Origin of the sequence: Streptomyces sp. NPDC057854, assembly GCF_042797055.1 — a bacterium.
Lineage (GTDB): Bacteria > Actinomycetota > Actinomycetes > Streptomycetales > Streptomycetaceae > Streptomyces.
In genome coordinates this window covers 130,097-149,426 of sequence record NZ_JBHVMF010000012.1, presented here as the reverse complement: position 1 = coordinate 149,426, position 19,330 = coordinate 130,097, and the positions used below count along the sequence as shown (strand labels likewise).

Annotated in this window: 18 protein-coding genes; 5 read left to right on the top strand and 13 right to left on the bottom strand. The window is 74.5% G+C overall.

All coding sequences use genetic code 11. The annotated features are described in order from the left end of the window. Positions 1 to 48: 48 nt before the first annotated feature. From ACFVQZ_RS19240 to fmt, 8 genes are all read right to left on the bottom strand, one after another. Positions 49 to 1,491, bottom strand: coding sequence for a GuaB1 family IMP dehydrogenase-related protein (locus ACFVQZ_RS19240; protein WP_030493631.1), 1,443 nt, complete (start codon positions 1,489 to 1,491; stop codon positions 49 to 51). 65 nt (positions 1,492 to 1,556) lie between these two features. Further along, positions 1,557 to 1,925 carry a barstar family protein gene (locus ACFVQZ_RS19235; protein WP_051787619.1) on the bottom strand — a complete coding sequence of 123 codons (369 nt, stop codon included), beginning with the start codon at positions 1,923 to 1,925 and terminating at the stop codon, positions 1,557 to 1,559. Further along, positions 1,912 to 2,358 carry a ribonuclease domain-containing protein gene (locus ACFVQZ_RS19230; protein ID WP_383624115.1) on the bottom strand — a complete coding sequence of 149 codons (447 nt, stop codon included), beginning with the start codon at positions 2,356 to 2,358 and terminating at the stop codon, positions 1,912 to 1,914. The genes ACFVQZ_RS19235 and ACFVQZ_RS19230 overlap by 14 nt, the downstream gene beginning before the upstream one ends. Positions 2,359 to 2,452: 94 nt before the next feature. Further along, positions 2,453 to 3,508 carry a sugar-binding domain-containing protein gene (locus ACFVQZ_RS19225; RefSeq protein WP_081958952.1) on the bottom strand — a complete coding sequence of 352 codons (1,056 nt, stop codon included), beginning with the start codon at positions 3,506 to 3,508 and terminating at the stop codon, positions 2,453 to 2,455. Positions 3,509 to 3,629: 121 nt separating this feature from the next. Further along, complete coding sequence (gene rpe, locus ACFVQZ_RS19220) at positions 3,630 to 4,313, bottom strand: ribulose-phosphate 3-epimerase (RefSeq protein WP_383624111.1); 684 nt, start codon at positions 4,311 to 4,313, stop codon at positions 3,630 to 3,632. A gap of 96 nt (positions 4,314 to 4,409) precedes the next feature. Next, positions 4,410 to 5,822, bottom strand: coding sequence for an RsmB/NOP family class I SAM-dependent RNA methyltransferase (locus ACFVQZ_RS19215; protein ID WP_383624108.1), 1,413 nt, complete (start codon positions 5,820 to 5,822; stop codon positions 4,410 to 4,412). A gap of 58 nt (positions 5,823 to 5,880) precedes the next feature. After that, on the bottom strand, positions 5,881 to 6,219 hold the full coding sequence (locus ACFVQZ_RS19210; RefSeq protein WP_030493625.1) for a hypothetical protein: 339 nt from the start codon (positions 6,217 to 6,219) through the stop codon (positions 5,881 to 5,883). Next, positions 6,216 to 7,148, bottom strand: a complete 933-nt coding sequence (fmt, locus tag ACFVQZ_RS19205; RefSeq protein WP_383624105.1) for a methionyl-tRNA formyltransferase — start codon at positions 7,146 to 7,148, stop codon at positions 6,216 to 6,218. Before fmt ends, ACFVQZ_RS19210 begins: the two co-directional genes overlap by 4 nt. Before the next feature lie 324 nt (positions 7,149 to 7,472). Between fmt and ACFVQZ_RS19200 the strand changes: the two genes are divergently transcribed. Further along, positions 7,473 to 7,988 carry a hypothetical protein gene (locus ACFVQZ_RS19200; RefSeq protein ID WP_030493623.1) on the top strand — a complete coding sequence of 172 codons (516 nt, stop codon included), beginning with the start codon at positions 7,473 to 7,475 and terminating at the stop codon, positions 7,986 to 7,988. An 88-nt stretch (positions 7,989 to 8,076) separates the two neighbouring features. On the opposite strand, the gene ACFVQZ_RS19195 is transcribed toward ACFVQZ_RS19200, so the two are convergent. Further along, positions 8,077 to 10,215 carry a primosomal protein N' gene (locus tag ACFVQZ_RS19195; RefSeq protein ID WP_030493622.1) on the bottom strand — a complete coding sequence of 713 codons (2,139 nt, stop codon included), beginning with the start codon at positions 10,213 to 10,215 and terminating at the stop codon, positions 8,077 to 8,079. Positions 10,216 to 10,399: 184 nt separating this feature from the next. Between ACFVQZ_RS19195 and ACFVQZ_RS19190 the strand changes: the two genes are divergently transcribed. The 4 genes from ACFVQZ_RS19190 to ACFVQZ_RS19175 all read left to right on the top strand — a co-directional run bounded on the left by ACFVQZ_RS19190 (position 10,400) and on the right by ACFVQZ_RS19175 (position 15,537). Beyond that, positions 10,400 to 11,680 (top strand): helix-turn-helix domain-containing protein, encoded by a 1,281-nt coding sequence (locus ACFVQZ_RS19190; protein WP_383624100.1) that lies wholly within the window; start codon positions 10,400 to 10,402, stop codon positions 11,678 to 11,680. Continuing rightward, on the top strand, positions 11,673 to 12,425 hold the full coding sequence (locus tag ACFVQZ_RS19185) for a toll/interleukin-1 receptor domain-containing protein (protein WP_030493620.1): 753 nt from the start codon (positions 11,673 to 11,675) through the stop codon (positions 12,423 to 12,425). The genes ACFVQZ_RS19190 and ACFVQZ_RS19185 overlap by 8 nt, the downstream gene beginning before the upstream one ends. After that, positions 12,422 to 14,356 (top strand): hypothetical protein, encoded by a 1,935-nt coding sequence (locus ACFVQZ_RS19180; RefSeq protein WP_383624097.1) that lies wholly within the window; start codon positions 12,422 to 12,424, stop codon positions 14,354 to 14,356. The genes ACFVQZ_RS19185 and ACFVQZ_RS19180 overlap by 4 nt, the downstream gene beginning before the upstream one ends. 92 nt (positions 14,357 to 14,448) lie before the next feature. After that, positions 14,449 to 15,537, top strand: a complete 1,089-nt coding sequence (locus ACFVQZ_RS19175) for a hypothetical protein (RefSeq protein ID WP_383624094.1) — start codon at positions 14,449 to 14,451, stop codon at positions 15,535 to 15,537. Positions 15,538 to 15,592: 55 nt separating this feature from the next. Here the strand turns inward: ACFVQZ_RS19175 and metK are convergent, their stop codons facing one another. The 4 genes from metK to gmk all read right to left on the bottom strand — a co-directional run bounded on the left by metK (position 15,593) and on the right by gmk (position 19,275). Next, positions 15,593 to 16,801: a methionine adenosyltransferase gene (gene metK / locus ACFVQZ_RS19170; RefSeq protein WP_030493617.1), complete on the bottom strand. Its 1,209-nt coding sequence runs from the start codon at positions 16,799 to 16,801 to the stop codon at positions 15,593 to 15,595. A 263-nt stretch (positions 16,802 to 17,064) separates the two neighbouring features. Further along, positions 17,065 to 18,294, bottom strand: coding sequence for a bifunctional phosphopantothenoylcysteine decarboxylase/phosphopantothenate--cysteine ligase CoaBC (gene coaBC, locus ACFVQZ_RS19165; RefSeq protein WP_030493616.1), 1,230 nt, complete (start codon positions 18,292 to 18,294; stop codon positions 17,065 to 17,067). A 116-nt stretch (positions 18,295 to 18,410) separates the two neighbouring features. After that, a complete protein-coding gene (rpoZ, locus tag ACFVQZ_RS19160) occupies positions 18,411 to 18,683 on the bottom strand; it encodes a DNA-directed RNA polymerase subunit omega (protein ID WP_030493615.1) in 273 nt (90 codons plus the stop codon). 28 nt (positions 18,684 to 18,711) lie between these two features. Next, entirely contained in the window at positions 18,712 to 19,275 is a 564-nt protein-coding gene (gmk, locus tag ACFVQZ_RS19155) for a guanylate kinase (protein WP_383624089.1), read from the bottom strand. Positions 19,276 to 19,330: the final 55 nt, after the last annotated feature.

Below are 19,330 nucleotides of genomic sequence, written 5' to 3'. Positions count from 1 at the left end.
GGAGGCCGGGCGCGGGTTCACGATCGGGCGGGGCGGAGCCGGGGGGGGTCAGCTCCAGCTGGCGTGCAGCGGCTTGCCCTCCGCGTAGCCGGCGGCGGACTGGATGCCGACGACGGCCTTCTCCTCGAACTCGGCGAGCGAGCCCGCACCGGCGTAGGTGCAGGAGGAGCGGACACCGGCGATGATCGAGTCGATCAGGTCCTCGACGCCCGGGCGGGTCGGGTCGAGGAACATCCGCGAGGTGGAGATGCCCTCCTCGAACAGCGCCTTGCGGGCGCGGTCGTAGGCGGACTCGTCGCTGGTGCGGTTCTTGACGGCACGGGCGGACGCCATGCCGAAGGACTCCTTGTAGGCGCGGCCCTGGGCGTCGTGCTGGAGGTCGCCGGGGGACTCGTACGTGCCGGCGAACCAGGAGCCGATCATCACGTTGGACGCGCCGGCGGCGAGCGCCATGGCGACGTCGCGCGGGTGCCGGACACCGCCGTCGGCCCAGACGTGCTTGCCGTACTTCTTCGCCTCGGCGGCGCACTCCATCACGGCCGAGAACTGCGGGCGGCCGACGCCGGTCATCATGCGGGTGGTGCACATGGCGCCGGGGCCCACGCCGACCTTGATGATGTCGGCGCCGGCCTCGATGAGGTCCCTGACGCCCTCGGCGGCGACGATGTTGCCGGCGACGATCGGGACCTGCGGGTCGAGCGCCCGGACGGTGCGGATCGCGCTGATCATCGACTCCTGGTGCCCGTGGGCGGTGTCGATGACGAGGGTGTCGACGCCCGCGTCGAGGAGCTGCTTGGCCTTGCCGGCCACGTCGCCGTTGATGCCGACGGCGGCGGCGATCCGCAGCTTGCCGTTCGCGTCGACGGCCGGGGTGTACAGGGTGGCGCGCAGGGCGCCCTTGCGGGTGAGGATGCCGGCCAGCTTGCCGTCCGCGTCGACCGCGGGGGCGTAGCGGCGGTTGGCGCCGTCCAGGGTGTTGAACGCCTCGCGGGGGTCGATGTCCGCGTCCAGCAGCAGGAGGTCCTTGGACATGACCTCGGCGAGCTGGGTGAAGCGGTCGACGCCGGTGAGGTCGGCGTCGGTGACGACGCCGACGGGGCGGCGGTGCTCGTCGACGACGACGCCGGCCTCGTGCGCCCGCTTGGGCAGCAGGGCGAGGGCGTCGGCGACGGTCTGGTGCGGCTCCAGCACGATCGGGGTGTCGAGGACCAGGTGGCGGCCCTTGACCCAGGAGATGACCTCGGTGACGACCTCGATCGGGATGTCCTGGGGGATGACGACGAGGCCGCCGCGGCGGGCGACGGTCTCGGCCATGCGCCGGCCGGCGATCGCGGTCATGTTGGCGACGACCAGCGGGATCGTCGTACCGGTGCCGTCGGGCGAGGAGAGGTCCACGGCCTGACGGGAGCCGACGGCCGACCGGCTCGGCACCATGAACACATCGTCGTAGGTGAGGTCGTACGGCGGCTTGACGTCATTGAGGAAACGCACGTGCTGACATCCCAGTCGTTCGGATCGGCCCCTAGGCATTTCAGCCAGGGGAAAAAGCACGTAGTTCATTCTCCCACGCCGGGGGCGCGGGACGCCCCGGGCGGATCGTCCGAGGCTGGCGCGGTGCGGTTCGTGCGATCCTCCCAACCCCCGAGGGCGAGGAGGACGGCGAGGCCCTCACGGCTGGTGCGGGCCGCCGCGGAGAAGACCTCCTGCGCGACGGCCCAGTCGTCGGGTTCCGCCTCGGCGTAAGCCTGCCAGCCGGTCACCACGATCGCCATGGGTTCGCGCATGTCCGCGAGGCGGTCGGCGAGGGCGTCCCAGTTGCGCCCGAACCAGACGGGCAGCGGGAGGGTCCGGACGCAGCGGTTCATGAAGGCCGTCTTGTCGGTGACCCCGTGCAGGTCGAGGACGACGGCGTCATCGAGGGTCATCCGCGACCACCTCCCGGAAGCTCGCGTAGTGGTCGTCCGTGTAGTACCTCTCCCCCTCCTGGCCGGTCACGATGCGGCGGGCGCCGCGGTCGCGTTCGCCGGGGGTGCGGACGGTGTACTCGTGGTAGTAGCCGCGTTCCCGGCGGGGCAGGATCCGCTCGAAGTTCCCGAAGACGGCGCCGTCCCTGGCGTACGGGAAGGGTCCGCCGGCCCGGATCAGTGCGAGGGTGTGCCGGGCCTCGGGCGGCAGTTCGGCCTCGCGGACGACGGGCAGACCGGAGACGCCCCGGGCCGAGGGGGCGGCCGGGGCGGCGGTGGTACGGGACGGGGCGGCGGTGGCGGTAGGCGTGCCCGTCCCGGTGGAGCAGCCGGTGAGGAGCAGCGAGAGTCCGGCCAGGAGCGCGAGCCCGAACCGGACGCAGCGAGCGATCATGTGCCGATGCTGTCACCGCCCGCACGGCTCCGCCCGGGGACGCGCCCGCACGGCCGGAGGACGCCCGCGGCTCCCCCGGCCCGCGCGGCCGCCGTCAGCGGCCGGCGCCGGTGTCCGGGTCCGTGCGGTCGAGCGCCGGGCGCGGGCCCGGGCTGAACTCGGTGAGCAGGTGGTCGGCGGCCGACCGGTCGGTGACCAGACTGGTGACGAGACCGGAGCGGAGCACCGCGCCGATCGCCGCCGCCTTGCGCTGGCCGCCCGCGATGGCCACGACCTCGGGGATCCGGCGCAGCCGGTCCGCCTCGACGGTGATGCACCGCTCGCCGAGGTCGCGCCCGACCCGGCGGCCCTCGGCGTCGAAGAGGTGCGCGGACATCTCGGCGGCCACGCCCAGGGAGGCGTAGTGGGCGCGCTCCTCCTCGGAGAGCATGTCGTGGACGGTGGAGATGCCCGGCTCCCAGGAGCCGATGGAGACGCAGGCCACGGTGACCTTGTCGAAGTACTCGAAGGCCCGGGCGATGCCGGTCTGGCTGCGCAGCGCGGCGGCCGTCGCCGGGTCGGGCAGCAGCATGGGCGCGTAGATGGGGTGGGCCTCGCCGCCGGAGACCTGGGCGGCGCGCCGGACCGCCTCGACCGAGCCGCGCTCGGCGGTCCCGGCGTCGTACACGCCGGTGAGCTGGACGACCGTGCACGGGGGCAGCCGGTCGAGCGCGGCGGCCATGTGGATGGTCGAGCGGCCCCAGGCCAGGCCGAGGACGTCGCCCTCGGTGACGAGCTCGCCGAGCAGGTCGGCGGCGACCTCGCCCAGGTTCTCCGGGTCGGGCGACTCGTCGTCCTCGGCCGGGGACTCGACGACGACGGCGTGGCGGAGCCCGTAGCGGGCGCGCAGCGCGTCGGAGCGTTCGGCGTCCAGCTCGGCCGGTACCCGGATCTCGATGCGTACGAGATCCCGCTCCAGAGCGGTCTCCAGGACCCGGGCCACCTTGAAGCGGCTCACGCCGAACTCCTCGGCGATCTGGATCTTGGACTTCCCCTCCAGGTAGAAGCGGCGGGCCATGGCCGCCGCCTGCACCAGCTCCGCGGGGCCCATCCGCAGGGCTGACCGTCCCGCCGACATTCCCGCCACCGCGATCTCCTCACTGCTGTTCACGCACCGCTGTCCACGGTCCGTGTTCGTTCACACTCTGGACCCGCTGTTCATCCTGTCAGAAACGGCGGGCCTTGATCAGTCCTGTCGGCGGCCCGTCGGACCGCGTTCACCGGCCGGAGGCTCAGTGGCCACATGCCCAGGCGGCACCGGCCGTGGCGGCGTCCGCCCTGGCCCGCAGCGCGGCCACCGCGGCGGCCGGGTCGGCCGCCCCGTAGACCGCCGAGCCGGCCACGAAGACGTCGGCGCCGGCCTCGGCGCAGCGCTCGATGGTCGCCTCGGAGACGCCACCGTCGACCTGGAGCCACAGTTCGAGACCGTGCTTGGCGATGAGCTCCCGGGTGCGGCGGATCTTCGGCAGCATGATGTCGAGGAACGCCTGGCCGCCGAAGCCGGGCTCGACGGTCATGATGAGCAGCATGTCGAGCTCGGGGAGCAGGTCCTCGAAGGGCTCGATGGGGGTGGCCGGCTTGAGCGCCATCGAGGCCCGGGCGCCCTTGGCGCGGATCTCGCGGGCGAGCCGGACCGGCGCGGCGGCGGCCTCCACGTGGAAGGTGACGGAGCCCGCGCCGGCCTCCACGTACTGCGGCGCCCAGCGGTCCGGGTCCTCGATCATCAGGTGGCAGTCGAGGGGGGTGCGGGTCGCCCGGCTCAGCGACTCGACGATCGGCACGCCCAGCGTCAGGTTGGGCACGAAGTGGTTGTCCATGACGTCGACGTGCAGCCAGTCGGCGCCGTCGACGGCCTGGGCCTCGTCCGCGAGGCGGGCGAAGTCTGCGGAGAGGATGCTGGGATTGATCTGCGCCATGTGCCAAGCCTGCCACGTTCTCGGGGACTTCTGAGCCGCGGTCCGGTGCGCGGTCGTTCCGGCACCGGACGTACTGGTACGGACCAGCGGAAACCGTCAGGCGGTCCGGCGGATCAGCGCCAGGTACATGGCGTCCGTGCCGTGCAGATGCGGCCACAGCTGGACGTCGGGGCCGTCGCCGAGCGCGTCGACGCCGGGGAAGTACGGGCGGGCGTCGATCAGCTCGCCGCCGCCGAGCCGCTTGAGGACGTCGTCGACGACGACCCGGGTCTCGGCGAGGTGCGGCGAGCAGGTCGCGTACCCGACGACCCCGCCGACCCGGACCGCCTTCAGCGCCTCGGTGAGCAGGCCGCGCTGGAGCGGGCCGAAGCCGTCGAGGTCCTCCGGGCGGCGGCGCCAGCGGGCCTCGGGGCGGCGGCGCAGCGCGCCGAGCCCGGAGCAGGGCACGTCGACCAGGACGCGGTCGAAGGAGCCCTCGCGCCACGGCGGGCGGGTGCCGTCGGCGGCGATGACCTGGTACGGACCGGGGTTGCCGGCCAGCGCGCGCTCGACCAGCCGGGCGCGGTGCGGCTGCTTCTCGGAGGCGAGCAGGGCGGCGCCGCGCTCGGCGGCGAGCGCGCCGAGCAGCGCGGCCTTGCCGCCGGGGCCGGCGCAGCCGTCGAGCCAGCGGGTGTCGGGGCCGTCGAGCGGCGCGTTCGCCAGGGCGAGGGCGACGAGCTGGCTGCCCTCGTCCTGCACGCCGGCCCGGCCCTCCCTTACGGCTTCGAGGGCGCCGGGCTCGCCGCCCTCGGTGAGCCGCAGGGCGTACGGGGACCAGCGGCCCGGCTCGGTCTCGGCGGCCCCGGCCAGCTCCTCGACCGTGGACCGGCCGGGCCGGGCGACCAGCGTCACCTCGGGACGCGCGTTGTCGGCCTCCAGCAGCGCCTCGATGCCGGCCCGGCCGCCGCCGAGCGCGTCCCACAGCGCGGAGACCACCCAGCGGGGGTGGGAGTGCACGACCGCGAGGTGGTCCTCGGCGTCCTGCTCGTACGGCGGGGCGACCTCGGCCAGCCAGGCGTCCAGGTCCTGCCGCGTGATCTTCCGCAGCACGGCGTTGACGAACTTCGCCCGCCCCTCGCCCAGCACCACCCGGGCCAGCTCGACGGTCGCGGAGACGGCGGCGTGCGGCGGGATCCGCGTCCCGAGCAGCTGGTGCGCGCCGAGCGACAGGACGTCCAGCACCGGCGGGTCGACCTCGCGCAGCGGCCGGTCGACGCAGGCCGCAATGATCGCGTCGTACGTGCCCTGCCGGCGCAGCGTCCCGTAGACCAGCTCGGTGGCGAGCGCCGCGTCCCGGGCCTCGAAGCCGTCCTTCTCGCGCGCCTTGCGCAGCAGCGGCGGCAGCACGAGGTTGGCGTACGCGTCCCGCTCGTCGACCGCCCGCAGCACCTCGAAGGCGAGCATCCGCACCGGGTCCTTCTTGGGCCGGCGGTGGGGCTTGGGGGGACGGCGACGTGCCTGCTCGCTCAAAGGTGCTCCGCGTGACGAAATGAGGGGTCGAACCCTCCCAGCCTACGTCCGCCCGCCGCTACCGGGGAAAACGCCCCTGCCGCACCGCGCAGCCGCCCGCGGCGATCAGGCAGGACACCGGTCCGGTGCCGCCCCCGTCCGCCTCGAAGGCGAGGAGAACGGCCGGCGGACCGCCGGTGATCCGGACCGCCTCGGCCCGTTCCGCGGGCGTGGGCTCGCGGAAGACGGGGTCCGTGAAGGCCGTCGGGCATCGCACGTAGAGGGTGTCGGTGAGCTCGACCTCCAGCCCGTGGTGGTAGGTCAGGTCGTACCCGGCGACCAGGGTGAGCCGGCTGCCGTCGAACCGGCGCACCTCCCAGTCCCACCACGACCCCTCGGGGAGGGACGGCAGGGTCACGCGCCCAGCCGCTCCCCCGGCGCGATGCGAACGCCGCGGGCCCAGTCGGCGGCCTTCATCGGCTTCTTGCCCTGGGGCTGGACCCAGAGGAGTTCGACGGCGTACGAGCCGGTGCCGGCGTACACGTTGTTCTTGCCGGCCGCGAGCTCGCCGGGCGCGAGGCCGGCGCGGTCGGGGACGGGCGCGGCCTGGATCAGCTTCAGGCGCTCGCCGCGGAAGACGGTCCAGGCGCCGGGGGCCGGGGTGCAGCCGCGGATCACCCGGTCGACGCGGAGGGCGGGGGCGGCGAAGTCGACGTGGGCGTCCTCGACCTCGATCTTGGGGGCGAGGCTGATGCCCTCGGCGGGCTGCGGCACGGCCTTGAGCGTGCCGTCCTCGATGCCGTCCATGGTGGCCGCGAGCAGTCCGGCGCCCGCGAAGGCGAGCCGGGTGAGCAGGTCGCCGCTGGTGTCGGTGGGGCGGATCTCCTCGGTGACCACGCCGTAGACCGGACCGGAGTCGAGGCCCCTCTCGATCTGGAAGGTGCTCGCCCCGGTCACCTCGTCGCCCGCCATCAGCGCGTGCTGGACGGGGGCCGCGCCGCGCCAGGCCGGCAGCAGCGAGAAGTGCAGGTTGACCCAGCCGTGCGCGGGGATGTCGAGGGCCTTCTGCGGCAGCAGCGCGCCGTACGCGACGACCGGGCAGCAGTCGGGGGCGATCTCGCGCAGCCGGGAGAGGAAGTCCTCGTCGCGCGGGTGGGACGGCCGCAGGATCTCGATGCCCTCCTCCTCGGCCCGCTGCGCGACCGGACTGGCCACGAGCCGCCGCCCGCGCCCGGCCGGGGCGTCCGGCCGGGTGACCACGGCGGCGACCTCGTGGCGCCCGGAGGCGAGCAGGGCGTCCAGGGCGGGGACGGCGACCTCGGGGGTACCGGCGAACACGAGCTTCATGGATGGCGACTGCCTGTCTGTCCGGGGACGTTACGAGCGACGCACCAGTCTAGGACCTGCCTCCCGCCCCGGCCCGGAGTGCGGCCGGCGGTCCCGGCGGCGGTCCGGGCGGCAGTTCCCCGAGAGGCCCGCGGGGCCCCAACGCCTGGCGTCGGCGGGCCCGGGGCGTGAGGGGGCGTACGCGGCGACGAGCGCCCCGCGCATATGCGTGTACGCCCCCGCAGCGTGACCCAACTCCCGGTGGCGCGTTGGTCAAGAGAGATTGACCGAATCGGGCCGTCCCCCCGCGGCCCGCCCTCCATCGCCGGTTCGAGAGGCTTTCACATGGCCGACCACGCAACCCACGACGCCCAAGCCCGGGCGAGTCTGCACCTGTTGGTGCGGGACATCGAGCGGGTCCGGCGGCAGGTGGACGCACTGCGCACGCTCACGGCCCAGCTGGGCAATGTCTACCGCCCTCGCCGCTCCGGCCCGTCCACGGGCTTCGTCGTCTACGGCCGCGCGCCCGCCCCCACCGTCCGGCTCGCCCAGGAGCTCCGCGACAGCGTCGAGACCCTGGTGACCGCCGCCGTCGAGTTCGACCGCTCCCTCGGCTTCTCCTGGGACGCCGTGGGCTCCGCGCTGGGCGTCACCAAGCAGGCCGTCCACCGCCGTTACGGGGCCCGCCGGGCGCCCCAGCAGCCCGTCGCGGAGCCGGAGCGCGGCCCCGAACCGGGCGCGACCCGGACGCTGCCGACCGTGCCGGCCGCCCGTTCGATGCCGCCGCAGCCCACCTCGGGGAGCGCCACCCTCCGCGACGAGCCCCGCTCGCCCGCCTTCCCCAGCCCGCGCAACGGCTGACCTCGCGGAGCCGACGACCGGCCGCCACCCCCTGGCCGAAGGGGGCGGCGGCCGTCGTCGTACCCGGGGGGGGCGCCGGGCGGGCGCGTCAGCCGATGTCCGGCGGGTCCACCCTGACCCGGACGGTGTCGCCGGTGCCGCGCGCCTGGCGGCTCGCCCGGGCGTGCTTGAGGGCCTGCGCCAGGGCCGCGCCGCTGCCGGGCGGGACCCGGACCAGGGCGCGGTCCCACTGCTCGCCCGGCGGCGGGTCACCGGGCCGGCGGGCGGCCCCGGGGCGGACCACCGGCAGCGGCACCGGCCCCAGGATCTCCGCGTCCATCGGCAGCGCCGCCGCCGCCAGGAACGTCTCGACCGCCTCGGGCGGCCCGCTGACCGCGGCCATCCGGGAGACCGGCGGGAAGCCCAGCTCGGCGCGCTCGGCCAGCTCCCGCTGGGCGTGCCCGACCGGGTCCCAGCGGACCAGCGCCTGCACGGGCCGGAGCGTCGGTTCGGCGACGACCACCACGGTGCCGCCCTCCTCCTGCCCGCGCACCAGCGAGGCCGCGTCCAGCCAGCGGCGCAGCGCCTCCTCGCCGGCCCGCAGGTCGGGGCGGCCGAGCAGCGCCCAGCCGTCGAGCAGCAGCGCCGCCGCGTAGCCGCCGTCGGCGACCGGTTCGGCGCCGGGGGTGGAGACGACCAGCGCGGGACGGTCCGGGACCCGGTCGAGGACGTGGTCGCGGCCGGAGGTGCGGACCGGCACGGCGGGGAAGACCCGGCCCAGCTCCTCCGCGGTCCGCCGGGCGCCGACGACCTGGGCGCGCAGCCGGGTGGAGCCGCACGCCTCGCAGTGCCACTCCGGGGCCTCGCGCCCGCACCACGCGCAGTGCAGCTCGCGCTGCTCGGGCGCCTCCAGCGGCCCGGCGCAGTGGCGGCAGCGGGCGGGCGTCCGGCACTGCTGGCAGGCGAGCCGGGGCACGTACCCCCGGCGGGGCACCTGGACGAGGACGGGGCCGGTGCGCAACCCGTCCCGCAGCGTCTCCCAGGCGAGCGACGGCAGCCGGGCGGCGCGCGCGGCCTCGTCGCGGGCGAGGAGGTCGTCGCCGACGGTACGGACCAGGGGCGCGGCCCTGCGGACCTGGTCGCGGCCGGCGGCGAGCGGCCGGGCCCAGCCGGACTCGACGAGCTGCGCGGCCTCGACGGTGCAGCCGGTGGAGCCGAGGAGGAACGCGCACCGGTCGTGGGCGGCGCGCAGCAGCAGCACCTCGCGGGCGTGCGGCTGCGGGGCGTGCGGGTCGCTGTGGCTGCCGTCGCCGTCGTCCCAGATGACGACGAGGCCCAGGTCGCGGACGGGCGCGAACATGGCGGCGCGGGTGCCGACGACCGCGCGCGCGGAGCCGCGCCGCACGGCGAGCCACTGCCCGTACCGCTTCTCGGGCCCGGCCTCGGCGGTGAGCACGGCGTGCCGCCCCTCCCCCAGGACGCCGGTCAGCGCCGCGTCGACCCGTCCGACGGCCCGCCCGTCGGGCACGACGACGAGGGCGCCGCGCCCGGAGGCGAGCGTGGCGGCGACCGCGCGGGCGATCTCCTCGGCCCAGTGCGGCCCCGGCAGCGCCGTCCAGACCGCCCGCGGCGTCCCGCCGCGCGCCAGCGACTCCAGGAACGCCGCCCCCTGCTCGTACCGCCCCCAGGTGCCCGGCGCGGGCGGCGCGGGCGGCGGCAGCGGCGCGGGCGAGGACCGCCGCTCGGCGGCGGCGCTGCGCGGCGGCACGGCGAGCTGGAGCACGTCGGCGAGGCTCCCCGCGTACCGGTCGGCGACCGCCCGCGCGAGGCCCAGCAGCTCGGGCCCGAGCACCGGCTCGGGCGACACCACGTCGGCGAGCGCGGCCAGCGGCCCGGAGTAGTCGGAGACGGCCCGCCGCTCGACGAGGAACCCGTCGATCAGCCGCCCGCCCTCGCGCCGCCCGCCCCGCACCTGCCCCGAACCGGCCCCGAACCGCACCCGCACCCGCACCCCGGGCCGGGCGACCTCGTCGAGCTCCTCCGGCACCGCGTAGTCGAAGAACTGGTCGAGGTGCAGCGCCCCCTTGTTCACCACCACCCGCGCGACCGGCAGCTCCTTCGCGAGCGCGGCCCCCCGCCACGTCCGCGGCTTGGCCTTCGGCACCTTCGCCTTCCGCACGGTCTCCCGGATCAGCGCAAGCTGCTCCACCCCCTCGCCGCCCCCGCCCTTCCCCTTCTCGCTGCTCACAGCCCCATACCTACCAGACGCCACCGACAGTGCCCGATGTCCATGGTCGGCCACACCCGTGGCCGAATCGGCGCTCTGTCACTCTCCCCCGCGCCGATGGAAACGTGAAACAGCGGGCACCGCCTTGTTGCCGCTCCGGCGGCGGCCCCAGGCTGGCAGCGGATCGATCACGAGGGGGCACGAGGTGGGGACGTTGTCGAAGTTCGGCCCGGAGCTGCGCCGCAGGCGGCTGGCGGCCGGGATGACGCTGGACGGTCTGTCCGCGCGCGTGCACTACAGCAAGGGCCAGTTGAGCAAGGTGGAGACGGGTGCCCAGCGTCCGACCGCCGAGCTGGCCCGGCTGTGCGACGCGGCGCTCGGCGCCGGCGGTGCGCTGGCCGCGCTGGCGCCCCCGCCCGGCGGGGCGCCGGCTCTGCTCGGCCGGCGGCGCGTCATGGCCACCGCGGCCGTCTCGGCGCTCGCCCTCGGTGTGCCGCCTGCCGGGGCCGCCTCGGGGGCGCAGGCCGTGGAGCGGGCCGCCGACGGAGTGGGCGGCCCGCTGGTGGACGGGGTGCGCGCGTTGTTCGACCAGTTCCGGACGCTGGGCCAGACGGCGCCCTCGGCCGCCGTCCTGCCCGCCCTGGAGGCGCAGACCCGGGCCCTTCCCGCACTCGCCGAAGGCGCGGGAGCCCGCTCGGCGCGGGAGCTGTACGTGCTCGCCTCGCGGTTCGCGGAGTACACCGGCTGGATGGCCCAGGAGAGCGGCGACGAGCACGCCGCGCTGGCCTGGACGGATCACGCCGTGCGTCTGGCGGCGGCCGGCGGCGATCCTCATCTGGAGGCGTACGCGCTCGTCCGCCGGGGGCTGCTGGCCTTCTACGCGGGGGACGCCCACACCACCGTCGACGTCGTCCAGGGCGCCCAGGCCGGACGATTACCGGCCCGCATCAGAGGGCTCGCCGCGCAGCGCGAGGCCCAGGGGCACGCCCTGAGCGGCGACCGGGACGCGTGTCTGCGCGCCCTGGACCGGGCGAGGACGCTCCTCGGCCGGGCGGCGGCGGACGGCGGCGCGGGCGCCCTTCCGGTCATCGGCACCACCCACCTCTCCGACCCCACGGCCATGACGACCGGCTGGTGTCTGCTCGACCTCGGTCTGCCGCGGCAGGCCGCCGAGGTCCTCGACCGGGAGGTGGCACGGATCCCGGCACGGGCGACCCGCACCCGCGTCCGCTACGGAGTCCGCCGGGCCCTCGCCCACGCGGTCGCGGGCGAGGTGGATCACGCGTGCGCCCTCGCCGTCCCGCTGCTGGCGGAGAGCGAGGCGCTGGCCTCGGCGACCATCCGGACCGATCTGCGCCGGCTCGCCCGGGTCCTCGCCCGGCACCCCCGCAACGCGCACGCCCGCGACCTCGCCCCGAGGTTCGCCGCGGCGCTGCAGGACCCGTTCCCGCCCGACCCCGCACGAGAGGAAGCATCGCGTGGCTGAGATCTTCATCAATTACCGCACCGGTGACGGAAACGAGATCGCCGCTCTGCTCGACGAGGCCCTGCGGACCCGCTTCGGCGACGACGCCGTCTTTTACTCGGGGCGCTCCGGCCGGCCCGGGGAGCGCTTTCCGTCCGCTCTGCGCACTGCGGTGCGGCGCAGCAGTGTCCTGCTCGCGGTGATGGGCCCCGACTGGGCCGGCCACCCCGGCCTGCGCCGGGAGGACGACTGGGTGCGCGTGGAGATCCTGGAGGCGTGGCGCTGCGGCGTCCACGTGATCCCCGTCCTGCGCGGGCGCCGGACGGAACGGCTCTCTCCCGCGGCGCTGCCGCCGGAGCTGGAGCCGCTGGCCGAGCTGAACTCACTGCGGATCGACTCGCAGAGCCACGCCGAGGGGACGGCGGCGATCGGGGACGCCATCGTCCAGCTGGTCCCCCGCCTCGCCGACCGGCACGCCGAGGCGGCCGGCGCGGAAGACGTCCGCGGCACGGACACCACCCAGAACGCGCTGGCAGGCGGCAACAGCGGCTTCAGCATCCAGAGCCGGGACATCGGCCGGATCGACACCGTCGTCACCAACCCGACGGGCCCGGTCAACACCGGGTCCGGCACGCAGAACAACCAGACCCACACGCACCGCCCGCACCTCACCGGCCCCGGGGCGGCCTATGTCGCCGGGGACAATCACGGCGGCATCTCGCACCGCTTCGGGCGTACGGAGAGGGACGAGGCCGACGGCCGATGAGCGAGGCGGCGTTCACGAGCGTCCAGAACCCGTCCGGGCCGGTCAACTCCGGTTCGGGCACGCAGAACAACTACCTTCACTTCCACCAGGTCGTGGGCTCGGCGGTACGCGTCCCCGTCTCACCGCCTCTGTCGCACGCCCACCTGGAGTGGCTGGGGCACCGCTTCGTCCCGCCCCGCGGCATGCGCACGGCGGCTCTCGCGCTGGGGGCCGAGCGAACCGTCCTGATCGACGCTCCACCGGGAAGCGGGCGCGACACCGCGGCGCGCATGCTCCTCAAGGACCTTCCGGACCCCCACGCGGCCCGTCGTCTCCTCCCCGAGGACGACGGCGCGGGCTTCGCGCTGTCGGGCGACCACGTGGGCGACGCCGACCGGCTGCTGCTCGACCTCTCCGACCTGCCGCACGCGGTCTGGACGACGCTGCAGCGTCAGCTCCCGGTGCTGCTGGAGAGCGTCCGGGAGCACCGGGCGTACCTGGTGGTGATCCTTCCTCACGGAGCGCCGGTCGGTGACGAGCTCGTGATTCACCGCGTCACCATCGAACGCCCTGACGCCATGCGTGTCCTCATGCGCACCCTGCGGGCGGAGGAGGTGCCGGACGTCCTCGCCCCGGAGCAGCTGGCGCCGGCCGTCCACGCCTTCCTGGCCGGACGCCCCGCGCTGAGCGAGGTGGCCCAACTCGCCCCGCTCATCGGCGAGGCCCGGCGCGCCGACCCCGGTGCGAAACCCGAGCTATGGTCGTCCGCCGCACTCGAAAGGCTGGTCCGTCCCGGCGACGCGGTCGCGGAGCAGGTGCGGAAACTGACCGACGGCGGACAGCGGGCGCTGCTCCTGACCGCCGCGATGCTGCCCGGCGCGCGGGTCGAGGTCCTTCACCACGCCCACCAGCGGCTTCTGACGGCCGTCGCGCACCCCCGCGACGACCGTCCGGTGTTCGAGCACGACGATCTGAGCGAGCGGCTCGATCGCGTCGACGTGACGGTCCGGCCGGACGGGTCCGTGGAATTCCGCCGGCCCGGCCTCGCCCCGGCGGTCCGCGATCACTTCTGGACCAACCGCCCGGACCTGTGGGACGTCTTCCGGCGCTGGGTCGACGCCCTCCTCCGGCTTCCCGGACTCAGCGACCGGAACCGTGACGAGCTCGTGGCGGCCTTCGCCGAGCAGATGCTCCGGCTGGGGCAGCAGGGGCAGCTGCTCGACGTCGCCCGGATGTGGAGCCGCCGGGACGAACCCCCGCTGCTGCAGGCCGCCGTCCAGGTGCTCGGGCACGCGCTCAGCGACCCGTTGGCCGGCCGGGCGTTCCGCAAGCACCTCTATGAGTGGTCGCGGGACACCCGTATGGACGCGTGGACGGCGCGGGTGCTCGTCGCCGTGTCCGCCGACGAGATCGCCACGAGCCACCCTGATCAGGCGCTGGTACGCCTGCACCATCTGGCCCGCGGGGGCAGTGGCCAGGCGTCCGGCGCGGACGACCGGCTCGTGCGGCTGGCCCGGACGGACGCCCGTCTGTACCGCAAGCTGCTGGACCGGCTCGCCCGCGGCCTGGCGCGGCACAGCGTCCCGGCGGACGCGCGCCTCTTCCGTGCCGCCGTCGCCCCGCCCGTGCTCCTGGAGGCGGGCACGGGGTCGGGGCCGCTTCTCGACGACGCGCGAACCCGCGACACCCTCACCACCGCCTGGCACGCCCTGATCGCCGTCTCGGGTCCGCACACGTGGCTGGGGACGGCGGAGGAGTGGCTGGCGGCGGCCCGCCCCGGCGACGACCGCGGGCCGCTGCTGCTCGGCGTGCTGGTCCGGGCGGCGACGCCCCTTCCGGACGCCCTCGACCGCCTGTACGTGGCATCCCTCCGGCATCCCTGTGCCTCCGAGGTCCGGCGGTTGGTGGACGCCGTCCAGGGGGTCGTACCGGTCCCGGAGCGCCTGGGCTGACCGCCCCCGCGCGTCCTGTTCCCGTCTTCCTTTCCCATGTTCCGTGCCGTCCGGCCCGACGTCGTCGTGCCGCTTCACCAGGGGGACCTCGCATGAGCTCCGGACTCAAGACCGTGACGGTCTTTCTCACGCTGATCGGCGGCCTGCTGATCGTGATCACCGGCCTGTGCGCCGGCTGGCCCTGGTGGTGCTGGCCGGCTGCCGCACTCGCCCTGTCCGCCGTCGTGGGGCTGGTGTCCTTCGTCTCCCGCAGACGCCGACCCGTGATCCCCCGGGAACACCTCCTGGAGCCGGACCGGCCCATCCGCCCGGTCGAGCGCTGGGAGGAGGTCGTCCGGAAGATCGCCCTGCCGAGCGCGTCCCCCGACTACGACTTCCTCGTCAGCGCTCTCGTCCGCTGGATTCCGGTCGAGGTGGCGCACGGGGCTCCGTGCGTCAGCGGCTCCGGTCTGGCCGTGGACGCCGTCCTCACCCGCGCCCGCGCGATCACCGCCGCGCACCCGCCGCACCGCGGCAGTCTCGTCCAGCACCAGCTGGCGGGCGTGCTCGGCACGATGGAGCAGGATCCGACCGGGCGGGTGCTCGCGATGGCGGAGAACGTCCAGGTGACCTTGTCGGATGCGGACCGCGAGCGGCTGGAGAAGCTTGCCGCCGTACGCAAGGACGAGGCCGTCTGGGAGCACGAGCGCAAATGGGAACAGAGCAAGCGCGCCTATCTGGGCGAGGACGTGCTGTCCTCGACCGGCAGCGCGGTGGTGTGGTGGCTCGCCAGGAACGACGACCGGGTGGACAAGGCCGTGGCCGACATCGGTCTCCTCGCCCAGCTCACGTCCGTCGCGAACGACGAGCCGGTCCCCCTCCCGCTCCAGCCGTACGTGACGCCCCCGGCTCCGCAGACCGAGACGGCCGAGGCTGCCGAAACGACAGAGACGGCCGGCATGGCCGCCGACCGCTTCCTGGCGGCGCTCGAAGGGCTGGGGCTCGACGACGGCCCCGCACGGCCGCTCCTCCTGCGCCGGGTGGCGGAGGCCGCACAGGCTGCGCGGCTGTCCGGCGCCGAAGCGCTGGACCGGCTCGCCGCCGAGGCGGAGGCCCGCCACCGCGATCCGCAGCCGCCCGGCCCGGCCGGGAACGCCGACGGCGACCTGCTCGCGGGAGACGTGGGCGCGCCCGGCCTCTGACACGAGAAGGCCCGGCACCCCTCCGGGTGCCGGGCCCTCCCCGTCGTGCAGCGCCTTACAGGCCGGCAGCCTTCTTCAGGGCGTCGACGCGGTCGGTGCGCTCCCAGGTGAAGTCGGGCAGCTCGCGGCCGAAGTGGCCGTAGGCGGCGGTCTGGGAGTAGATCGGGCGGAGCAGGTCGAGGTCGCGGATGATCGCGGCCGGGCGGAGGTCGAAGACCTCGGCGATGGCGTTCTCGATCTTCTCGGTCTCGATGGTGTTCGTGCCGAAGGTCTCGACGAACAGGCCGACCGGCTCGGCCTTGCCGATCGCGTACGCGACCTGGACCTCGCAGCGGGAGGCGAGGCCCGCGGCGACGACGTTCTTGGCGACCCAGCGCATGGCGTAGGCGGCCGAGCGGTCGACCTTGGACGGGTCCTTGCCGGAGAAGGCGCCGCCGCCGTGGCGGGCCATGCCGCCGTACGTGTCGATGATGATCTTGCGGCCGGTGAGGCCGGCGTCGCCCATCGGGCCGCCGATCTCGAAGCGGCCGGTCGGGTTGACCAGCAGGCGGTAGCCGTCGGTGTCGAGCTTGATGCCGTCCTCGACGAGCTCCTTCAGGACGTGCTCGACGACGAATTCGCGGATGTCGGGCGCGAGCAGCGAGTCCAGGTCGATGTCCGAGGCGTGCTGCGAGGAGACGACGACCGTGTCGAGGCGGACGGCCTTGTCGCCGTCGTACTCGATGGTGACCTGGGTCTTGCCGTCGGGGCGCAGGTACGGGATCGTGCCGTTCTTGCGGACCTCGGTGAGGCGGCGGGAGAGCCGGTGCGCGAGGTGGATCGGCAGCGGCATCAGCTCGGGGGTCTCGTCCGACGCGTAGCCGAACATCAGGCCCTGGTCGCCGGCGCCCTGCTTGTCGAGCTCGTCCTCGTCGCCCTCGACCCGCTGCTCGTAGGCGGTGTCCACGCCCTGCGCGATGTCCGCGGACTGCGACCCGATGGACACCGACACGCCGCAGGAGGCGCCGTCGAAGCCCTTCTTCGAGGAGTCGTAACCGATCTCGAGGATCTTGTTGCGGACGAGGGTGGGGATGTCCGCCCACGCCTTGGTGGTCACCTCACCGGCGACGTGCACGAGGCCGGTGGTGATCAGCGTCTCGACGGCGACGCGGGAGGTGGGGTCCTCCCGGAGCAGCGCGTCGAGGATGGTGTCGCTGATCTGGTCAGCGATCTTGTCGGGGTGCCCCTCGGTGACGGACTCCGAGGTGAACAGACGACGGGACACAACGCTCCCTGGGGTTGCAGCGGCTGCTGGCTACTCTCTTCGCGGACCGGCAGGGGGCTGCGCCCCGCGACGTTCCACGGACAGTCTATCGGGCCAGGTCGGACCTTGGACCAGGTGTCTCGACTGCTGGGTGGCCGGTGGCGGGCCGATCCAGCCAGGTAAGGGGCCGGACGGGGGTCCGGGGTGGGGCGCAGATCACTCGCGCGGCGGCGTTTCGCGCGCCCCTTCCCGCGCCCCCACGGCCCCGTCCGCCCGGTGCGGGCTCAGGCCGTGCGTTCCCGGAGGCGGGGCACGACCAGGTCCCAGACCGTCTCGGCGAGGGCTTCCTTCGGGCCGTACGGGACCGGGGTCTCGGTGCCGTCGGCGGCGAGGACCACGGCCTCGTTCTCCTCCGAGCCGAAGGTCTTGCGCTCGCCGACCTCGTTGACGACGAGGAGGTCGCAGCCCTTGCGGGCGAGCTTGGCGCGGCCGTTGGCGAGCACGTCGTCGGTCTCGGCGGCGAAGCCGACGACGACCTGGCCGGGCAGGGCGCGGTCGGCGGAGAGCTCGGCGAGGATGTCGGGGTTGCGGACCAGTTCGATGGTCGGCGCTCCCCCGTCGTCCGTCTTCTTGATCTTGCCGGTGGCGTACGCGGCCGGGCGGAAGTCGGCGACGGCGGCGGCCATGACGACCGCGTCGGCGTCGGCGGCGGCCTTGAGGACGGCCTCGCGGAGCTGGAGGGCGGTGCCGACGGGGACGACGTCGACGCCGGCCGGGTCGGGCAGGCCGGTGTTGGCCGCGACCAGGGTGACCCGGGCGCCGCGCGCGGCGGCGGCCTTGGCGAGGGCGTACCCCTGCTTGCCGGAGGAGCGGTTGCCGAGGAAGCGGACCGGGTCGAGCGGTTCGCGGGTGCCGCCGGCGGAGACCACGACGTGGCGTCCGGCGAGGTCCGGGGCGGTCGCGCCGCCGGCCTGACGGTGGCGGTGCAGGACACGGCGGCAGACCTCGAAGATCTCGCCGGGGTCGGGCAGCCGGCCCTTGCCGGTGTCGACGCCGGTGAGGCGGCCGACGGCGGGCTCGATCACGACGGCGCCGCGGCGGCGGAGCGTCGCCACGTTCTCCTGGGTGGCCGGGTGCTCCCACATCTCGGTGTGCATCGCGGGGGCGAAGACGACGGGACAGCGGGCGGTGAGCAGCGTGTTGGTGAGGAGGTCGTCGGCGAGGCCGTGGGCGGCCTTGGCGAGCATGTCGGCGGTGGCGGGGGCGACGACGACGAGGTCGGCGGCCTGCCCGATGCGGACGTGCGGGACCTCGTGGACGGTGTCCCAGACCTCGGTGGAGACGGGGTTGCCGGAGAGCGCGGACCACGTGGCGGCACCGACGAAGTGGAGCGCGGACTCGGTGGGGACGACGCGGACGTCGTGGCCCGACTCGGTGAACCGGCGCAGCAGCTCGCACGCCTTGTAGGCGGCGATGCCGCCGCTCACACCCAGAACGACCTTCGGCTTGGTCACGGTTGTCTCTCCCCACACGGCTGCGCGTGCTCGGCTGGCGGACGGCGGACGGGTCCATGAGACACCACAGGCCCGGCGGGAGTCCCGCCGGGCCTGTGGTGACGAACGCAACGCTCTTACTGAACGGGGCCCTCGACGGCCTCGGAGGTCAGCAGACCCGCGTTGATCTCGCGCAGGGCGATCGAGAGCGGCTTCTCGTGGACGTGGGTGTCGACGAGGGGACCGACGTACTCCAGCAGGCCCTCACCGAGCTGCGAGTAGTACGCGTTGATCTGACGCGCGCGCTTGGCCGCGTAGATCACGAGGCTGTACTTCGAGTCCGTGGCCTCGAGCAGCTCGTCGATCGGCGGGTTGATGATGCCCTCGGGCGCGGTGATGGAAGAGGACACGCTCTACCTTCCGAAGATGGATAAAAGATCAGACTACGTGCATCAACGTTAGCAGCTCGCGCGCGACGTCCTCGACGGAGGTGTTGACGAGCGTGGTGTCGAACTCCGACTCGGCGGCGAGCTCGACCTTGGCGGCGGCCAGCCGGCGCTCGATGATCTCGGGCGACTCGGTGCCGCGGCCGGTGAGCCGGCGGACCAGCTCCTCCCAGCTCGGCGGGGCCAGGAAGACCAGGCGGGAGTCGGGCATCGACTCCTTCACCTGGCGGGCGCCCTGGAGTTCGATCTCCAGGAGGACGGGCTCCCCCTTCTCCAGGCGCTCGACCACCGCGCTGCGGGGGGTGCCGTAGCGGTTGCCCGCGAACTCGGCCCATTCGAGGAGCTCACCGTTGGCGATCAGCTTGTCGAACTCGTCGTCCGAGACGAAGAAGTACTGGACGCCGTGCTTCTCGCCGGGGCGGGGCTTTCGTGTCGTGGCCGACACCGAGAGCCAGACCTCGGGGTGGACCTTGCGCATATGAGCGACGACCGTGCTCTTGCCGACCCCTGAGGGGCCGGAGAGCACGGTCAGCCGCGGACGTACCTCTGCTGCCATGCAGCGATTATTCCAGTATCGCCGGGGTGCCCGGGACGCCCGTCCCGCCGCGGCC

What these genes read in the sequence shown, in the direction of transcription:
- rpe (WP_383624111.1), bottom strand. Translation starts at nt 4,313, where the DNA reads ATGGCGCAGATCAATCCCAGCATCCTCTCCGCAGACTTCGCCCGCCTC.
- ACFVQZ_RS19175 (WP_383624094.1), top strand. Translation starts at nt 14,449, where the DNA reads ATGAGCTCCGGACTCAAGACCGTGACGGTCTTTCTCACGCTGATCGGC.
- fmt (WP_383624105.1), bottom strand. Translation starts at nt 7,148, where the DNA reads ATGAAGCTCGTGTTCGCCGGTACCCCCGAGGTCGCCGTCCCCGCCCTG.
- ACFVQZ_RS19230 (WP_383624115.1), bottom strand. Translation starts at nt 2,358, where the DNA reads ATGATCGCTCGCTGCGTCCGGTTCGGGCTCGCGCTCCTGGCCGGACTC.
- ACFVQZ_RS19200 (WP_030493623.1), top strand. Translation starts at nt 7,473, where the DNA reads ATGGCCGACCACGCAACCCACGACGCCCAAGCCCGGGCGAGTCTGCAC.
- gmk (WP_383624089.1), bottom strand. Translation starts at nt 19,275, where the DNA reads ATGGCAGCAGAGGTACGTCCGCGGCTGACCGTGCTCTCCGGCCCCTCA.
- ACFVQZ_RS19180 (WP_383624097.1), top strand. Translation starts at nt 12,422, where the DNA reads ATGAGCGAGGCGGCGTTCACGAGCGTCCAGAACCCGTCCGGGCCGGTC.
- ACFVQZ_RS19235 (WP_051787619.1), bottom strand. Translation starts at nt 1,925, where the DNA reads ATGACCCTCGATGACGCCGTCGTCCTCGACCTGCACGGGGTCACCGAC.